Source organism: Streptomyces sp. NPDC036822 (assembly GCF_055609145.1).
In genome coordinates this window covers 42070-59005 of sequence record NZ_JBVJPY010000018.1, presented here as the reverse complement: position 1 = coordinate 59005, position 16936 = coordinate 42070, and the positions used below count along the sequence as shown (strand labels likewise).

15 protein-coding genes and 1 riboswitch are annotated in these 16936 nt (G+C 72.1%); of the genes, 4 read left to right on the top strand and 11 right to left on the bottom strand.

The genetic code is table 11. The annotated features are described in order from the left end of the window. Positions 1-37 precede the first annotated feature (37 nt). Both ACZ68P_RS30010 and ACZ68P_RS30005 read left to right on the top strand, forming a co-directional pair. Positions 38-664 carry a uridine kinase family protein gene (locus tag ACZ68P_RS30010; RefSeq protein ID WP_471011701.1) on the top strand — a complete coding sequence of 209 codons (627 nt, stop codon included), beginning with the start codon at positions 38-40 and terminating at the stop codon, positions 662-664. 364 nt (positions 665-1028) lie between these two features. After that, positions 1029-2930 carry an AAA family ATPase gene (locus tag ACZ68P_RS30005; RefSeq protein WP_471011698.1) on the top strand — a complete coding sequence of 634 codons (1902 nt, stop codon included), beginning with the start codon at positions 1029-1031 and terminating at the stop codon, positions 2928-2930. Between the two features lie 198 nt (positions 2931-3128). Here ACZ68P_RS30005 and ACZ68P_RS30000 read toward each other — a convergent pair whose 3' ends face one another. The 10 genes from ACZ68P_RS30000 to ribD form a co-directional block, all read right to left on the bottom strand. Continuing rightward, positions 3129-4220 carry a hemolysin family protein gene (locus ACZ68P_RS30000; RefSeq protein WP_471011697.1) on the bottom strand — a complete coding sequence of 364 codons (1092 nt, stop codon included), beginning with the start codon at positions 4218-4220 and terminating at the stop codon, positions 3129-3131. After that, positions 4217-5557, bottom strand: a complete 1341-nt coding sequence (locus ACZ68P_RS29995; protein WP_471011694.1) for a hemolysin family protein — start codon at positions 5555-5557, stop codon at positions 4217-4219. Before ACZ68P_RS29995 ends, ACZ68P_RS30000 begins: the two co-directional genes overlap by 4 nt. Before the next feature lie 209 nt (positions 5558-5766). Then, positions 5767-6219, bottom strand: coding sequence for a PH domain-containing protein (locus ACZ68P_RS29990; protein ID WP_471011692.1), 453 nt, complete (start codon positions 6217-6219; stop codon positions 5767-5769). A gap of 47 nt (positions 6220-6266) precedes the next feature. Next, complete coding sequence (hisG, locus tag ACZ68P_RS29985; RefSeq protein ID WP_471011691.1) at positions 6267-7115, bottom strand: ATP phosphoribosyltransferase; 849 nt, start codon at positions 7113-7115, stop codon at positions 6267-6269. Between the two features lie 75 nt (positions 7116-7190). Continuing rightward, complete coding sequence (locus ACZ68P_RS29980; RefSeq protein WP_053643769.1) at positions 7191-7463, bottom strand: phosphoribosyl-ATP diphosphatase; 273 nt, start codon at positions 7461-7463, stop codon at positions 7191-7193. A gap of 35 nt (positions 7464-7498) precedes the next feature. Continuing rightward, positions 7499-7984, bottom strand: coding sequence for a 6,7-dimethyl-8-ribityllumazine synthase (gene ribH / locus ACZ68P_RS29975; protein WP_365722503.1), 486 nt, complete (start codon positions 7982-7984; stop codon positions 7499-7501). An 84-nt stretch (positions 7985-8068) separates the two neighbouring features. Then, complete coding sequence (locus ACZ68P_RS29970; protein ID WP_471011688.1) at positions 8069-9346, bottom strand: bifunctional 3,4-dihydroxy-2-butanone-4-phosphate synthase/GTP cyclohydrolase II; 1278 nt, start codon at positions 9344-9346, stop codon at positions 8069-8071. Then, positions 9343-9933 carry a nicotinamide mononucleotide transporter family protein gene (locus ACZ68P_RS29965; protein ID WP_471011777.1) on the bottom strand — a complete coding sequence of 197 codons (591 nt, stop codon included), beginning with the start codon at positions 9931-9933 and terminating at the stop codon, positions 9343-9345. Before ACZ68P_RS29965 ends, ACZ68P_RS29970 begins: the two co-directional genes overlap by 4 nt. A 44-nt stretch (positions 9934-9977) precedes the next feature. Continuing rightward, complete coding sequence (locus tag ACZ68P_RS29960; RefSeq protein ID WP_471011687.1) at positions 9978-10586, bottom strand: riboflavin synthase; 609 nt, start codon at positions 10584-10586, stop codon at positions 9978-9980. Positions 10587-10588: 2 nt separating this feature from the next. After that, on the bottom strand, positions 10589-11677 hold the full coding sequence (gene ribD / locus ACZ68P_RS29955; protein ID WP_471011685.1) for a bifunctional diaminohydroxyphosphoribosylaminopyrimidine deaminase/5-amino-6-(5-phosphoribosylamino)uracil reductase RibD: 1089 nt from the start codon (positions 11675-11677) through the stop codon (positions 10589-10591). A gap of 175 nt (positions 11678-11852) precedes the next feature. After that, positions 11853-11983: riboswitch (FMN riboswitch) on the bottom strand. A gap of 271 nt (positions 11984-12254) precedes the next feature. Between ribD and ACZ68P_RS29950 the strand changes: the two genes are divergently transcribed. Together ACZ68P_RS29950 and ACZ68P_RS29945 are read left to right on the top strand one after the other, a co-directional pair. Then, positions 12255-14615: a chitinase C-terminal domain-containing protein gene (locus tag ACZ68P_RS29950; protein ID WP_471011683.1), complete on the top strand. Its 2361-nt coding sequence runs from the start codon at positions 12255-12257 to the stop codon at positions 14613-14615. 206 nt (positions 14616-14821) lie between these two features. Then, entirely contained in the window at positions 14822-15598 is a 777-nt protein-coding gene (locus ACZ68P_RS29945; protein WP_471011681.1) for an SDR family oxidoreductase, read from the top strand. 139 nt (positions 15599-15737) lie between these two features. On the opposite strand, the gene ACZ68P_RS29940 is transcribed toward ACZ68P_RS29945, so the two are convergent. Then, a complete protein-coding gene (locus tag ACZ68P_RS29940) occupies positions 15738-16877 on the bottom strand; it encodes an ROK family transcriptional regulator (protein WP_471011680.1) in 1140 nt (379 codons plus the stop codon). Between the last annotated feature and the right edge of the window lie 59 nt (positions 16878-16936).

Sequence of the window (16936 nt, the reverse complement as noted above, 5' to 3'; positions counted from 1 at the left end):
CGGCACCGGAGCCCGGCCACGACCTAGGCTGGGCGCCGTGGACCCCCTCGACCGCGCCGCCGACGAGCTGCGGCGCCTGCCGCCGTCCTGCGGGCCGGTGCGCCTGGTCGCGGTCGACGGTCACGCGGGATCCGGGAAGTCGACCTTCGCCGCCCGCCTCGCCGCGCGGCTGGCGGCGCCCGTGCTGCATCTGGACGATCTCGCCACCCACGAGGAGCTGTTCGCCTGGACGGAGCGGTTCCGCGTCCAGGTGCTCCTCCCCCTGTCCCGGGGCGAGGCCGCGCTGTATCACCCGTACGACTGGAATCTGCGGACCTTCGGTCCTCCTCGCGAGCTGCCCCCGTCGCCCGTCGTCCTCGTGGAGGGCGTCGGGGCCGGGCGGCGGGCGCTGCGGCCCGCGCTCGCCGCGGTGCTGTGGATGGAGCGGGGGGCCGAGGAGTCCTGGTCACGGGGCCGGCACCGGGACGGACCGGCCCAGTCGGCGTTCTGGGACGGGTGGACCGTGGCAGAGACTCGCCATTTCGCCGAGGACCCGTCGCGACCGTTCGCCCGCAACCTGATACGCGAGTGTCCGAAGGGGTACGAGTGGCTTCCTGGGCCCGCAGTGACAGCGGGCCCGAACCGGATCATCACGCACCGTGATCACATCGGTTCCGGGGGCTGAACAGCCGTCCGGCGACCGTCGCGAGAGCCCCAACTCGGCTTGACCCAGGGGGCGTACAGGTCTTACGTTTCCCATGTGCGGCTTTTCGGAGCCGCCGCGGACACGAAGCCCCCGGTTGTTCCCCCGTGATCGGGGGCTTCGTTCTGCCCTGATCGTCCCCTTCTCCGGCCCCCCTCGGGCCTTCGTGCTCACCGAGGGTCACCACCGCCGGATCGTGTACTTCTCCTTCGTCGCGCACCCTCTGCGCAGGTACGATGCCCCTCGGTGCGGTCAAATCCCGTCCACGTGAAGGCGGTTGTGTACGGCTTCCGGCGGGCGACCGCCCGCCGGGACGGCAACGGGGGCACGTTTTGTGGGGGACCCGATGGACATCGGCACGCGGGGCGGACAGGCCCCTGCCGAGCTCGCCTGGCTGCGGGGAGTCGACGCCTACACGATGGGCGCCTACCCGCAGGCGGAGGAAGAGTTCCGGACCGCTGTACGGATCGATCCGGGCATGGCGGACGGCTGGCTCGGGCTCCACGCGTTACGCGTGGACACCACCACCGCGCTGCTGCGGATGTACCGCAACCGCGACCGGTTCGGCGAACAGCGCGCCCGTCACCGCCGGACGCTGAACTCCTGGTACTGGCTCGGCTGGTGGGTGCAGCCCGTCCTGGAGACACCGCGCGACCTGCTGCTCGCCCACGCCTCGCACTGGCTGGACGGGCGCCACGTGCCGGAGCTGGACCGGGCCCTCGCGGGGCTGCCGCCGGTCGACACCGATCCCCAGGTCCGCTTCCTGCACGCCTGCCGCTCCTATCTGGTCAAGGACTGGGATCAGCTGGTCCGGCACACCGAACCGCTGGTGGACGATCCGCTGCTCGGGATCGAGGCGGGACTCTTCGGCGGGATGGCCCGGGTCCGACTGGAGATGTTCGGGCAGGCGGAGCCGCTGCTCTCGGCGGCGCTGATGCGCTGCCGCAGCGAGCAGCCGCAGCGCAAGGAGCTGCGCTACTGGCTGGCCCGGGCGCACGAGGGTACGGGGCGCAGCGCCGCCGCCCTCCCCCTCTACCGGGCCGTGCACCGCATCGACCCGGCGTTCATGGACACGGCCGCCCGGCTGGCCGCGATCGCGGAGTACGACGGCTTCGAGGGTCCGGAGGACCCCTCCGGCCTCGCGTCGGTCGCGCTCGGCGGACTCGGCCAGGACACGGCGGACGCCGCGCAGGCAGCCGATCCCGACGGCCCGGGCGCCGACGGTCTGCGGCTGGGGACGGAGCCCCCGCCGCCCGCCACGCCGGCCGCCCCGCCCGAGCCCGCCCACGGCATCCGGCAGAAGACGTCGCTCCCGCGCCAGCCCGCACCCCCGCGCTTCCCCGCCAGCCCCACCGACCCGGCCCTGCTCGCCGAGGCACTCGCCGAGCTGGAGCGCATGGTCGGGATGGAGCCGGTGAAACGGCAGGTCAAGGCCCTGTCGGCGCAGCTGGAGATGGCCCGGCTGAGGGCGGGACAGGGCCTGCCCGTCCAGCCGCCGAAACGTCACTTTGTCTTCTCCGGTCCCTCCGGCACCGGGAAGACCACGGTCGCCCGGATCCTGGGCCGGGTCTTCTACGCGCTGGGACTGCTCGGCGGGGATCACCTGGTGGAGGCGCAACGCGCCGATCTGGTCGGCGAGTTCCTCGGCCAGACCGCGGTGAAGGCGAACGAGCTGATCGACTCGGCCGTGGGCGGGGTCCTCTTCGTCGACGAGGCGTACTCGCTCTCGAACACCGGCTACAGCAAGGGCGACGCCTACGGCGACGAGGCGCTCCAGGTGCTCCTCAAGCGGGCGGAGGACAACCGCGACCACCTGGTGGTGATCCTGGCCGGATACCCGGAGGGCATGGACCGGCTGCTCGCCACCAATCCCGGGCTCTCCTCGCGCTTCACGACCCGGGTGGACTTCCCCTCGTACCGCCCCCTGGAACTCACCGCGATCGGCGAGGTCCTGGCGGCGTCGAACGGGGACGAGTGGGACGAGGAGGCGCTGGACGAGCTGCGGTCGATCAGCGGCCACGTCGTGGACCAGGGCTGGATCGACGAACTGGGCAACGGCCGTTTCCTGCGGACGCTGTACGAGAAGTCCTGCGCCTACCGCGACCTCCGCCTGGCGGGCTACCCGGGTACCCCGACCCGCGAGGACCTGGCCACGCTCCGCCTGGCCGACCTGATGCAGGCGTACGGCGAGGTCCTCTCGGGCCGCGGCCCGTCGGCCAGGGGGTCCCAGGAGCCCCCGGCCCTCTGACGGCCCGCGGGCGCGAAGGCGAGAACCCGAAGGCGCGAGGAGTCGAAGGCACGACGGCCGGTGCCACGCGTTCCCGCACGGCACCGGCCGTCGGGCCGTGGCCTTGGAGCCGTCCGGTGGGCCGTCCAGCACGCCCGGCGGACGTTCAGCCGGTCCGCCTGACGTTCGGCCGGTGAGTACGCCCGGTCCGCCTGCCCCTCAGCCGGTCAGTACGCCCGCCGGGCGCTCCGGACGAGGTTCCGCCACCCGGGGTGCCGTCGGCGCGGGGGTGCGGTGGGCCGGGTCGCGGACCTCGCCGACGAGCGTCTCCAGGACGTCCTCCAGCGCGACCAGACCGAGGATCCGGCCCGAGCCGTCGGCGACCTGGGCGAGGTGCGTGGCCGCCCGCCGCATCACGGTCAGCGCGTCGTCGAGCGGCAGCTCCGCCCGGACCGTCGCCATCGGGCGCCAGACGTGCTGCGGTACCGCCCGCTCGCGCTCCTCCAGGTCCAGGACGTCCTTGACGTGCACGAAGCCCATGTACGTCCCGCGTCCCTCGGCGCACACCGGGAAGCGTGAGTAGCCGGTGCGGACCGTCAGCTCCTCGATCTCGCGCGGGGTGACGGCCGGGGTGACCGTCACCAGCGCCGCCGGGGCGATGAGCACGTCCGTGACCGGGCGGCTGCCCAGTTCCAGGGCGTCCTCCAGGCGCTCCTGTTCGGCCGGGTCGAGCAGGCCGGCCTGCCCCGCGTCCTCCACCAGGCGGCCGAGCTGGACGCGGGTGAAGACGGCCTCCACCTCGTCCTTGGGCTCCACCTTGAAGGCGCGCAGGACCAGCCGGGAGCAGGCGCCCAGCGCGCTGGTCACCGGACGGCAGAGCCGGGCGAAGCCGACCAGGGCGGGGGCGAGCCAGAGCGCCGTCCGCTCCGGGGCCGCCATCGCGAGGTTCTTCGGCACCATCTCGCCGATGACGAGGTGGAGGAAGACGACCGCGGCCAGCGCCAGGACGTACCCGAGGGGATGGATCAGGCCCTCCGGCACCCGCAGGGTGTGGAAGACCGGTTCGAGCAGCCGTGCCACGGTCGGTTCGGCGACCGCGCCCAGGGTCAGCGAGCAGACGGTGATGCCGAACTGGGCCGCCGCCATCATCTGGGGCAGGTTCTCCAGGCCGTGGAGCACCTGGCGGGCCCGTTTGCCGCCGAGCGGCTCGATCTGACTGCGGCGTACGGAGACGAGCGCGAACTCGGCTCCGACGAAGAAGCCATTGGCCACCACGAGAAGGACGGCGAACAGCAGGGGGAGCAGGCTCATCGGACCGCCTCCGGGACCAGCGGAAGATCGGCCGTGCGCACGATCCGTACGCGCTCGGCCCGGTAGCGGTCCACCTGCCGCACGGAGAGCCGCCAGCCGGGCAGCTCGGCCCGGTCGCCGGGCGCCGGGATCCGGCCCAGGAGGTCGGCGACGAGCCCGGCGACCGTCTCGTACGGTCCGTCGGGCACGTCGAGGCCTATCCGGTGCAGGGTGTGCACCCGGCAGGAGCCGTCGGCGTCCCAGGCGGGCCGGCCGTCCTCGGCGGTCACCGCGGCCAGCTCGGGCGGCTCGTCGGCGGCGGTGTCGTGCTCGTCGCGGACCTCTCCGACGAGCTCCTCCACGATGTCCTCCAGGGTGACGACGCCGGCGGTGCCGCCGTACTCGTCGACGACGACGGCGATCGGCTGCTCGCGTCGCAGCCGCTCCAGGAGGGGCTGCGCCGGCAGGGTCTCGGGGACGAGCAGCGCCGGGACCACGATCCTGCCCACGGGGGTGCGCAGGCGCTCGTCCGGGGGCACGGCGAGCGCGTCCTTGAGGTGGACCATGCCGACGATCTCGTCGATGCGTTCGCGGTAGACCGGGAAGCGGGAGAGGCCGGTGGCCCGGGTGAGGTTGAGGACGTCGGCAGCGGTGGCGTCCGACTGGAGGGCGCTCACCTTCACCCGGGGGGTCATGACGTGCTGGGCGGTGAGCCCGCCGAGGGTCAGGGTCCGGACGAAGAGGTCGGCCGTGTCCTGTTCCAGCGCGCCCGCGCGGGCGGAGTGCCGGGCCAGCGAGACCAGCTCGCCGGGGGTGCGGACGGAGTCCAGCTCGTCGGTGGGCTCCACTCCCATCAGCCTGACCAGCCGGTTGGCGACCCTGTTGAGCAGGGAGATGACCGGGCGGAAGGCGGTCGAGAAGAGGTGCTGCGGGCCGGCCACGAAGCGGGCGACCTGGAGCGGCCGCGAGACCGCCCAGTTCTTCGGCACGAGCTCGCCGACCACCATCTGGACGGCGGAGGCGAGCAGCATCCCGATCACGACCGAGATCCCGGAGACGGCGCCCTCGGGCAGTCCGGTCAAGGTCAGGGGGGTGTCGAGGAGCCGGGCGAGCGCGGGCTCGGCGAGCATGCCGACGACGAGCGAGGTGAGGGTGATGCCGAGCTGGGTGCCGGAGAGCTGGAAGGACAGCTCCCGCAGGGCCTTGACGACTCTGCGGGCGCGCCGGTCACCGGCGGCCGCGGCCCGCTCGGCGTCGGGGCGTTCCACGGTGACGAGGCCGAACTCGGCCGCCACGAAGAAGCCGTTGGCGAGGATCAGGAGGAAGGCTGCGGCGAGCAGCAGAAACGTGATGATCATGCCGCCGTCTCCAGGGAGAGGGCGGCGCGGGTACTACCGGACGATCCGTCCATTGCTGGAGGGAGTCACTCCTCGGGTCGCAGGGTGGCCTCGCGGCCGCCGTGGGCGGCCGTGCACGTGCGAGGCGGTGGTGCCGCTCGGCACCACCGCCTCCAGAGTAATCACGCCGAAGGGGCGTGGGGCAGGGGGTCTGCCCCCGTATGGGCGACTCAGGCCGTCTCCGGCCCGGTGCCGTGGGCGTCGGCCAGGGTCCGCAGCGCGCGGGCGTCGCGGATGGCCTGCTGCTTGGCGATGCCGGGCTGGATGCCGAGCGCCGGCATGCTGGTGCCGTCGCTCAGGTCGAGGAAGACCCAGGGGTCGCCGGGCCGCAGGTTGACCCGCAGGATCTCGGCCCAGGCCAGTCGGCGCGTCCGGGTGATGTTGACGACGGTGACGCCCTCCTCGTCGGCGACGACCTTCGGGCGGCTGAGCAGCGCGAGGACGCCGAGGAAGAGCGCAGCGGTGAAGACGAAGCTGGCCCGCTCCCCCGGGCCGAGCTTCTCCAGCATCAGGGCGACGGCGGTGATGACGGCGAACATCACCGCTCCCACGGTCAGCAGGACCGCACGGGTGCGGCCCGGCCGGAAGGTGACCGGGAGAGAGGGCGTCACGGGGTCGGACATCGCGCTTCCTTCGTGCCTGGGCCTGGTGCCGGGGTGTGCCGTGGCCGTCAGAGGCGGCAGGCGTGGATGGCCGTCGTCAGGATGGCGCGGGCTCCCAGTTCGTACAGGTCGTCCATGATCCGCTGCGCCTCCTTGGCCGGGACCATGGCCCGGACGGCGACCCAGCCCTCGTTGTGCAGCGGGGAGATCGTGGGCGATTCCAGGCCGGGGGTGAGGGCGACCGCCTGCTCCAGGTGCTCGGCGCGGCAGTCGTAGTCCATCATCACGTACGAGCGGGCGACGAGGACGCCCTGGAGGCGGCGCAGGAACTGCTGCACCTGCGGGTGGTCGGCCTCGGCGCCGTTGCGCCGGATGACGACGGCCTCGGACTTGAGGATCGGCTCGCCGATGACCTCGAGGCCGGCGTTGCGCAGGCTGGTGCCGGTCTCGACGACGTCCGCGATGATCTGGGCGACGCCCAGCTGGATCGCGGTCTCGACGGCACCGTCGAGGTGGACCACGGAGGCGTCGATGCCCTGGTCGGCGAGGTGCTTGGCGACGATGCCCTCGTACGAGGTGGCGATCGTCATGCCGCCGAAGTCCTCGGGTCCCTTCGCGATGCCCGGGCGGGTGGCGTAACGGAACGTGGAGCGGCCGAAGTTCAGCGGGAGGATCTCCTCCGCGCTGGCTCCGGAGTCCAGCAGGAGGTCCCGGCCGGTGATGCCGATGTCCAGCTTGCCGGAGGCGACGTAGATCGCGATGTCCTTCGGCCGCAGGTAGAAGAACTCGACCTCGTTGTCGGGGTCGATGACGACGAGCTCCTTGGACTCCTTGCGCTGGCGGTAGCCGGCCTCATGGAGCATCTCCGACGCAGGTCCGGAGAGGGAACCCTTGTTGGGGACGGCGATGCGCAGCATGGGGTGGGCTTCCTTTGCCTGGGAGTTTCGGGAGGGTGTGTCGGTGCGCTCGGAGGTCCGGTGGAGGCGGGACCGTCAGAGGTGGGCGTAGACGTCGTCGAGCGAGATCCCGCGGGCGACCATCATCACCTGGACGTGGTACAGCAGCTGCGAGATCTCCTCGGCGGCGGCTTCCTTGCCCTCGTACTCGGCGGCCATCCAGACCTCGGCGGCCTCCTCGACGACCTTCTTGCCGATGGCATGGACACCCTTGTCCACCAGTTCCGCGGTGCGGGAGGTGGCAGGGTCGCCGTTCTCGGCCTTGAGCTTGAGCTCGGCGAAGAGCTCTTCGAAGGTTTTGTTCGCCATGATGGTCCTAAGAGTACGGGGTGAGGGTCGCGTACTTAGCGCCAGGGTTCGCTGACCGTGCGCAGCGTGGTCGCGGTGGCGACGGCGGCGGTGACGGCCTCGTGGCCCTTGTCCTCGTTCGAGCCCTCGAGGCCGGCCCGGTCCAGGGCCTGCTCCTCGTTGTCCACGGTCAGGACGCCGAAGCCGACGGGTACGCCGGTGTCGATCGAGACCTGGGTGAGGCCGTGGGTGACGCCCTGGCACACGTACTCGAAGTGCGGCGTTCCGCCGCGGATGACGACGCCGAGGGCGACGATGGCATCGTAGCCGCGACCGGCCAGGACCTTCGCCACCACCGGCAGTTCGAAGCTGCCGGGGACGCGCAGCAGCGTCGGCTCGTCGATGCCCAGCTCGCGCAGGGCCCGCAGGGCGCCGTCGACGAGGCCGTCCATGATCTTCTCGTGCCACTGCGCCGCGATGACCGCGACCCGCAGGTCGCCGCAGTTCTTCACGCTGAGGACGGGTGCGCCCTTGCCGCTCATGTCTCTCCTTGCTCGGTGCTCGTTGCTCGTTGCTCGGTGTGCCTGGTGCTCGGTGCCGGGGTGGCGCGCCGGGTGGCGCGCCCGTCACTGGTTGGCGCAGGTGGAGGCGGGGACGCCGTCCAGCCAGGGAAGGTCGTGCCCCATCCGGTCCCGCTTGGTGCGGAGGTAGCGGAGGTTGTGCTCGCCCGCCTGGACCGGCATGGGCTCGCGGCCCTCGACCGTCAGGCCGTACCGGGTGAGGGCGGAGATCTTCTCGGGGTTGTTGGTCATCAGCCGCAGGCTGCGGACACCGAGGTCGACGAGGATCTGCGCCCCTGCCGCGTAGTCGCGGGCGTCGGCGGGCAGGCCCAGTTCCAGGTTGGCGTCGAGGGTGTCGCGGCCGCGCTCCTGGAGCTCGTACGCGCGGAGCTTGGACAGCAGGCCGATGCCGCGTCCCTCGTGGCCGCGGAGGTAGACGACGACGCCGCGGCCGGCCTCGGTGACGCGGTCCATGGAGGCCTGCAGCTGGGGGCCGCAGTCGCAGCGCAGGGAGTGGAAGATGTCGCCGGTGAGGCACTCGGAGTGGACCCGGACGAGCACGTCCTCGCCGTCGCCGATCTCGCCGTGGACGAGGGCGACGTGCTCGACGCCGTCGACGGTGGAGCGGTAGCCGTACGCGGTGAAGTCGCCGTGCGCGGTGGGCAGCCGGACCTCGGCCTCGCGGCGGACCGTCGGCTCGGCGGAGCGGCGGTAGGCGACGAGGTCCTCGATCGAGATGATCGTGAGGCCGTGCTTGCGGGCGAACGGCACGAGCTCGGGCAGGCGCAGCATCACGCCGTCTTCTCCCGCGATCTCGACGATGGCGCCGGCCGGGCGCAGGCCCGCGAGCCGGGCGAGGTCGACGGCGGCCTCGGTGTGGCCGTTGCGGACGAGGACGCCGCCGGGCTTGGCGCGCAGGGGGAAGATGTGGCCGGGCCGGACGAAGTCGGACGGCTCGTACGCGCCGCTCGCCAGCATGCGAAGGGTGGTGGCGCGGTCGGCGGCGGAGATGCCGGTGGTGACGCCGTGGTCGGGGGACGCGTCGACGGAGACGGTGAAGGCCGTGCCCATCGACTCGGTGTTGTTCTCGACCATCTGCGGGAGCCGGAGGCGCTCCAGCTCCTCGTCCTCCATCGGGGCGCAGATCAGACCGCGGCACTCGCTCATCATGAAGGCGACGATCTCGGGGGTGGCCTTCTCGGCGGCGATGACGAGGTCGCCCTCGTTCTCGCGGTCCTCGTCGTCGACGACGACGACGGGCCGGCCGGCGGCGATGTCGCGGATGGCCTGCTCGACGGGGTCGAGGGAGAGGTCGGTGGCGTCCCACAGGGGCAGCGCGCTCATGAGAGGGCTCCTTCCAGAGCGGGAGCCGTGCGCGTCCGGAGCCACCAGTCGCGCATGCCCCAGATGACGAGGGCGAAGTAGATCACGTAGACCAGGCCGGAGAAGGCCAGGCCGCTGTTGAAGGCGAGGGGGACGCCGACGAGGTCGACGAGGAGCCAGGCGAACCAGAACTCGACCAGGCCGCGGGCCTGGGCGACCATCGCGACGAGCGTGCCGACGAAGATGTACGCGTCGGCCCACGGGCTCCAGGAGAGCGACGGGTAGAGGGTGAAGAGGCCGCCGACCGCGAGGGTGCCGAGGACGGCTCCGGCGAGGAGCAGTCCGCGCTCCGTCCAGGTGGCGAAGCGGACGGCGATGGAGCCGTCCTGGGCCTGCCGCCTGCCCCGGTTCCACTGCCACCAGCCCCAGGCGGCGACGCCGATGACCAGGAGCTGCTTGCCGACACCGCCGGCGAGGTGGGCGGAGGCGTACGCGCCGACGAGGACCACGCCGGAGAGGAGCTGGGCGGGCCAGGTGAGGATGGAGCGCCGCCAGCCGAGGGCGAGCGCGATCAGACCGATCGTGTTGCCGATCATGTCGGACCACATGATGTGCTGACCGAAGGCGGTGAAGGCCTCGGAGTTGAGCCAGCTCACTTCGCGTTCTCCTTGCCTTCGGCGCCGAGCAGCCGCTCGACGTACTTGGCGATGACGTCGACCTCGAGGTTCACAGGTGCGCCGCTCTGCTTGAGGCCGAGCGTGGTGAGGGCGAGGGTGGTGGGGATGAGGCTGATGGTGAACCAGTCGTCCCCGACCTCGACGACGGTGAGGCTGACGCCGTCGACCGTGATCGATCCCTTCTCGACGACGTAGCGGGCGAGGTGGGCGGGCAGGCCGACCTTGACGATCTCCCAGTTCTCCGACGGGGTGCGGTCCAGGATGGTGCCGGTGCCGTCGACGTGGCCCTGGACGATGTGGCCGCCGAGGCGGTCGCCGACGGCCATCGGGCGCTCCAGGTTGACCCGGGAGCCGACGTCGAGGGCGCCGAGCGAGGAGCGCTTCAGCGTCTCCGCCATCACGTCGGCGGTGAACTCCCCGTCGCCGTGTTCGACGACCGTGAGACAGACACCGTTGACGGCGATGGAGTCGCCGTGCTTGGCGCCTTCCGTGACCAGGGGGCCGCGCAGGCGGAAGCGGGAGGCGTCCTCCAGCTGCTCGACGGCGGTGACCTCACCCAGTTCTTCGACGATTCCGGTGAACACGCTCAGGCTCCCTTGAGGGTGGCGGTGATACGAAGGTCGGGGCCGATACGGACGGTCTCGGTGACATCGAGCCGCAACGCGTCGGTGATGGTGGTGATTCCGGCGTCGGCGAGGGCGTGGGGGCCCGCGCCCAGGAGGACCGGGGCGAGATAGCCGACGACCTGGTCGACGGCTCCCGCGGCCACGAAGGCGCCCGCGAGGGTGGGGCCGCCTTCGAGGAGGACGGAGCGGACGCCCTGCCGGTGGAGCGTCGCGAGGAGGGCGGGGATGTCGAGTCCGCCGCCGGGCGCACGGGGCAGCCGCCACGCCTCGGGCAGGTGGGCGATGTCCTCGGGGAGGACGTCCTCGGCGACGGCGATCACGGTGCGGGCCGCGTCGTCCAGGACCCGCGCGCCGGGCTTCACGGCGCTCGCCTCGGTGTCGACGACGACCCGGAGCGGCTGGACGGCCCCCTCGACGCCCCGTACGGCCAGGTGGGGGTCGTCGGCGCGGGCGGTGCCGGAGCCGACCAGGACGGCGTCGGCCTCGGCGCGCAGCCGGTGGACGTCGGCGCGGGACTCGGCGGAGGTGATCCAGCGGGAGCTGCCGTCGGCGGCGGCGATCCGGCCGTCGAGGGTGGCGGCGTACTTCCACCGGACGAAGGGACGGCCGAGGCGTACGGAGGTGAGCCAGGCGATGTTGACCGCTTCGGCCTCGTCCTCCAGGAGGCCCCGGGAGACGTCCACACCGGCCGCCGCGAGGGTGTCCGCACCGCCCGTGGCCTGCGGGTTCGGGTCGCCGACCGCGTACACGACCCGGCTGATCCCGGCCTCGACGAGGGCCTGCGCGCAGGGGCCGGTGCGACCGGTGTGGTTGCAGGGTTCGAGGGTGACGTAGGCGGTGCCGCCGCGGGCGAGGACACCGGCCTGGCGCAGGGCGTGGATCTCGGCGTGCGGTCCGCCGGCGCGCTGGTGGAAGCCCTCGCCCACCTGGTGTCCGGAGGCGTCGAGGATGACGCAGCCGACGACCGGGTTGGGGCTGGTGGAGCCGAGTCCGCGCGCGGCGAGCTCGACGGCTCGGCGCATGGCGTTCGCGTCGGCTGGCGTGGCCACCGGGTCCTCCTGCCTCTTCGGGCACGGACTCCGGGGCCTGTCGATGTCGACAGAGAGCGGGAACAGCGCCTGACGAGGGGGCACGGGGCCGCTCGCACCGGCCGCCGCGAGCGCCGGCGGACCGGCTGCGACGACCAGCGGAATACGGCCGACGCACCCTGTCGAGGGCCGCCCGCCGCGCACTGCCTCCCATCCGGACTTTCACCGTCGGTCCAGGAATCTCACCTGGTCAACCGGCCGCTGGCTGCGGACGGGTCGCGGACTATAACCGCCGGTTCGGAATTACACCGACCCCGGAGTGCGCTGCTGCTGGTACAGGGCCAGTGTGCCATGGACATTGTCGGCCATGCGGGTGACGTCTTGTGGGGTGGCTCACAAACCCCCCACTTCCCCCACTTTGGTCCAGACCTATTGACGCACTGGTCTAGTCCTCTTAATCTCCGTGTCACCTCCGAGGTACAGCCCGCCGGTGTGCGCACTCCACGGGCCCAACACGACCCACCCCCTTGTTCGTTGTGTTTCCCACTCCCCCTACGCCCTGGGGGCGTGGTGGCTCCCCATCCAGGAGGAACCGATCGTGCTGTCCCCCGCGAAGACGAGAGCCTCGCTGCTCGCATCCGGCGCGGCCGTCGCCGGACTGCTGATCAGCTCGCTCTCCGGCGGCGTCTCGTACGCCGCCGACAACGAGTCCTGTCGGCCCGACGGGCTGTACAAGACGCCCGGCGTCGACGTCCCCTACTGCTCGGTCTACGACACCGAGGGCCGCGAGAAGATGGGCGCGGACCACCAGCGCCGGGTCATCGGCTACTTCACCGGCTGGCGCACCGGCAAGAACGGCCAGCCCGCCTACCTGGCCAACAACATCCCGTGGGACAAGATCACCCACATCAACTACGCCTTCGGGCACATCGGTTCCGACAACAGGCTGTCGGTGGGCGCGGACGGCCCGAACAACGCGGCCACCGGGATGACCTGGCCCGGTGTCGCCGGCGCGGAGATGGATCCGGGCTTCGCCTACAAGGGCCACTTCAACCTGCTCAACAAGTTCAAGAAGCAGCACCCGGACGTCAAGACGCTGATCTCGGTCGGCGGCTGGGCCGAGACCGGCGGCTACTTCGACGACAACGGCACCCGGGTGAACTCCGGCGGCTTCTACTCGATGGCCACCAACGCCGACGGTTCGGTCAACCAGGCGGGCATCGACACCTTCGCCGACTCGGCCGTCGCCTTCATCAAGAAGTACGGGTTCAACGGCGTCGACATCGACTACGAGTACCCGACCACGATGAAGGACGCCGGCAACCCGCTCGACTGGCAGCTCTCCAACGCCCGCCGCGCGGGTCTGGTCAAGGGCTACGACGCGCTGATGAAGTCCCTGCGCGAGAAGCTCGACCGGGCCGGCGCGACCGACGGCAAGCACTACCTGCTCACCGTCGCCGCACCCTCCTCGGGCTACCTGCTGCGCGGTATGGAGACGTACCAGAGCCAGAAGTACCTGGACTACGTCAACATCATGTCCTACGACCTGCACGGCGCCTGGAACGAGTACGTCGGCCCCAACGCCTCGCTCTTCGACGACGGCAAGGACGCCGAGCTGGCCGCGGCCAACGTCTACGGCTCCTCGCAGTACGGCGGCATCGGCTACCTCAACACCGACTGGGCGTACCACTACTTCCGCGGCTCGATGCCGGCCGGCCGGATCAACATCGGCCTGCCCTACTACACCCGCGGCCACAAGAACGTGCAGGGCGGCACGGACGGCCTGTGGGGCAAGGCGGCGGCGACCACCTGCCCGGCCGGAGCGGGTCTGACGAAGTGCGGTGACGGCGCCGTCGGCATCGACAACCTGTGGCACGACAAGGACACCAACGGTGTCGAGTCGCCCGCCGGGTCGAACCCGATGTGGCACGCCAAGAACCTGGAGAAGGGGATCGTCGGCGACTACGTCACCCAGTACGGATTCCCGGCGAACACCACCCTGACCGGCACCTACGCCCGCAAGTACGACTCGACCCTGGTCGCGCCGTGGCTGTGGAACGCGCAGAAGAAGGTCTTCCTCTCCACCGAGGACGAGCAGTCGGTGGCCGCCAAGGCCGACTACGTGGTCGGCAAGGGCATCGGCGGCACGATGGTCTGGGAGATGGCCGGCGACTACGACTGGAACGCCGGCAAGGGCCAGTACGAGATGGGCGACACGCTCACCTCGCTGATGTACGACAAGTTCAAGGCGGCCACCCCTTACGGCGCCAAGAAGTCGAACACCGCGCTGCCGACGAAGGCCGTGAACGTGGGCGTGGAGTTCACCGAGTTCAAGCTCGGCGACTCGAACTACCCGATCACCCCGAAGATCAAGATCACCAACAACACGACCACCGCGCTGCCGGGCGGCACGGAGTTCCAGTTCGACTACGCGACGGCCGCGCCGGGCAACGCCTCCGACCAGTCCGGATTCGGTACGAAGGTGATCAGCAGCGACCACACGGGCAGCAACGTGGGCGGACTGAAGGGCGACTTCCACCGGGTCTCGCTGAAACTTCCGGCCTGGCAGTCGCTGGCTCCGGGTGCCTCCGTGGACCTGGCCTTCAACTACTACCTGCCGGTCTCCACGCCGTCCAACTGGACGGTGAACATCAGCGGCACGACGTACGCGCTCGCCGGTGACCTGGCGCGCGGCACGACGGTGGTGGAGCCGGGCGGCTCGACGCCGACGCCCACGCCCACCCCGACGAACCCGACGCCCACGCCCACCCCGACGCCGACGCCGACCAACCCGGGTGGCACCTGCACCGCCCCGGCGTACGTGGCCGGCACGGTCTACAACGCGGGCAACGAGGTCGCGCACAAGGGCCACACCTGGAAGGCCCAGTGGTGGACCCAGAACGAGGAGCCGGGTTCGACCGGCCAGTGGGGCGTCTGGAAGGACCTCGGCGCCTGCTGAGTCCGCCGAGAGGCCGAGCCCCTCGCCCGGCCGGCCGGCCGGGCCCCCGGTTCACCGGGTCACCCGGCCACCGGCCTCCGGGCCGGACCGGCCTCCCCCGAACGCCCGGCGGCGGAATTCACGGCCCTTGCCGCCGCCGGGTCCTCCCCCGGCCTTCGCCGCGGCCCGCATGTGCGGGTCGCGGCGAAGGCGTTCACGCTGGAGACATGACCACGATCCTGGTGACGGGGGGCACGGGCACCCTCGGGCGACCCGTGTGCGACCTGCTGCGCTCCGGCGGCCACGAGGTCCGCGTCCTGAGCCGCCACTCCCCGCCCTTCGCCGTCGATCTGCGCCGAGGCGGCCCGCTGCTCGACCGGGCCGTCCGGGGCGTGGACGCGATCGTCCACTGCACCAACATCGTCCGCGGCGACGAACAGGCCGCCGACCACCTGATCGAGGCGGCCCAGCGGGCCGGCGTCCCGCACCTGCTCTACATCTCGATCGTCGGCGTCGACCGGGTCCCGCTGCGCTACTACCGGACGAAGTACGCCGTGGAACGGCGGATCCAGCAGTCCGGGATCGGCTGGACGATCCTGCGGACGACGCAGTTCCACGACCTGGTCCTGCGCCTCCTCCAGGGCCTGGCGAAGCCGCCGGTCATGCTGCTCCCGAAGGGAGTACGGGACCAGCCCCTGGAGGTCACGGAGGCCGCGGCCCGTCTGGCGGAACTCGCGGCGGACGCCCCCGCGGGCCGGGTGGCGGACATGGGAGGCCCCGCGGTCCGCACCTTCCCCGAGCTGGCCGAGGCCTATCTGCGGGCGAGCGGCCGGCAGCGCCGGACCGTGGAGGTGCCCCTGCCGGGGCGGACCTACCGGGGACTGCGCCTCGGCGGCCACCTGGCCCCCGAGTCGGCGGTGGGGCGGGTGACCTTCGAGGAGTTCCTGACGACGCGCTTCGGCGGCGTCCCGGCGGGCGCCGGGCCGGCCGGCACCGGGCCGTAGCGGACGGCGCCGGGCCCTGGCGGACGGCGCCGGGCGGACGGGGCCCCTCTCGCAGGCTCCGCGCGCGCCGAGAGATGCGTCCCCGTACGGCGTCGCGAACGGCCGGAAGGGCTCCGGGCGGGCGGAAGGCCGCCTCTTCCTAGGCGGAACCCCGCGCGCCGAAGAGTTCGTCCTGGGCGGCGTCGCGGGCCGCCAGGAGGGCGCCGCGCAGGACCGCGGCGTCGCCCAGCATGGTGGGGCGGACCTCCGTGCGCAGCGGCGACAGGACCGTCAGACGCTCCGCGACGCGCTCCGCCAGAGCGGCCCCGCCCGCGTGGCCGGTCTCGCCGCCGAGCACGACACAGCCCGGGTCCAGGACCGAGACGACCGCGGCCGCGCCGACGGCGAGGCGGTCGGCGAGCGCGTCCAGGAAGGGCCCGTCGCCCGAGGCGAGGGCCGTGCGGGGGTCCAGACCGTGCCGGACGGCCAGCGCGCCGACCGCCGCCACGCAGACCAGCTCGTGGAAGCCGCCCGCGCAGTCGGTCGCCGAGGGCAGCCCGGAGGTGCCGGGAACCGGCAGGAAGCCGATCTCCCCCGCGCCGCCCGACGCGCCCCGCCGCAGCCGCCCGTCCAGGACGACGGCCGCCCCGACGCCCTGGCCGAGCCAGAGCAGCACGAAGGTGTCGCAGTCCTGGGCCGCACCGACCCGCTGCTCGGCGACGGCCGCCAGATTGGTCTCGTTCTCGACCAGGACGGTGGCCGGCAGGCGCTCCTGAAGGGCGGGGACGAGCCGCCGGTGCCACGCGGGCAGCCCCGAGGAGTCGTTCAGCTCCCCCGTCGCCGGGTCGATGAGGCCGGGCGCACCGATGCCGACGCTGTGCAGCGACCCCACCCCCGCCTCCTTCGCCGTGCGTTCGAGGAGGGCGACCGCCTGCTCGACGGCGGGCTCCGTGGCCGTTCCGTCGCCGACGGGCAGCGACGCCTCGGCGAGCGTCGCCCCCAGGAGGTCGGCGACCACGACCGAGACGGAGCGGGTGCGCACGTCCAGGGCGGCCAGATGGGCGCGGTCGGCGACGATCCCGTACAGCTTGGCGTTGGGTCCGCGACGCTCGGCGCCTGCCTCCCCCACGACCCGGACGAGTCCGGAGTCCTGGAGCCGCTCGACGAGATCGGCGACGGTGGGACGGGACAGCCCGGTCAGCGTCTTGAGCTGGCTTGCCGTCAGCGGCCCCTCGTCCTGGAGCAGTCGCAGGGCGAGCCGGTCGTTGATGGCCCGGGCGGTGCTCGGGGATGCGGGCATGCCGTGGATCCTCTCAGACTTCCGGTGGGCGCACTATTTATCAGGCAGGGTTCCTGATA